Source organism: Sporomusa sp. (assembly GCF_057736855.1).
Genome location: NZ_JBYKYF010000458.1, coordinates 1,255 through 1,700, shown reverse-complemented (window position 1 = coordinate 1,700; position 446 = coordinate 1,255). Strand labels below are relative to the sequence as shown.

The window sequence follows — 446 nt, the reverse complement described above, 5'->3', positions numbered from 1 at the left end:
TCCTCTGGGGTATGTGGACAGTGGCAATGTGTATTTTTATAGAAACGTAGAAAAAAGGCAGTACATTCCCACAAAAAAACTGGAACGTCGCGTAAGCCTTTTAAAAGTAGTGTTTGGAATGGATGACAAACTGATAAGATTTTTAGTAGAAAATGGAGAAAGAGGCATTGTCATTGAAGGGACGGGCAGAGGAAATGTGCCTCCAAAAGTAGCAGAAGGAATAAAATACGCTATATCTAAAGGAACAGTTGTAGTTCTCGTATCAAGGTGCCCGATGGGAAGAGTACATCCTTCCTATGCTTATGAAGGAGGAGGAAAACACCTCGAATCTCTGGGGGTAATTTTTGGAGGAAATCTATCAGGTCAAAAGGCAAGAGTAAAATTAATGGCAGCACTGGCATACACATCAGATTACAGAAAAATTAGAGAGATTTTTGAGGAAGAGT

The 446-nt window shown here is 39.9% G+C and carries 1 protein-coding gene; it reads left to right on the top strand.

From position 1 onward, the window contains the following. Positions 1-118 precede the first annotated feature (118 nt). Positions 119-446, top strand: a 328-nt coding sequence (locus tag AC29Z1_RS17610; protein ID WP_236727666.1) for an L-asparaginase family protein, incomplete at its 3' end; no start/stop codon positions are given.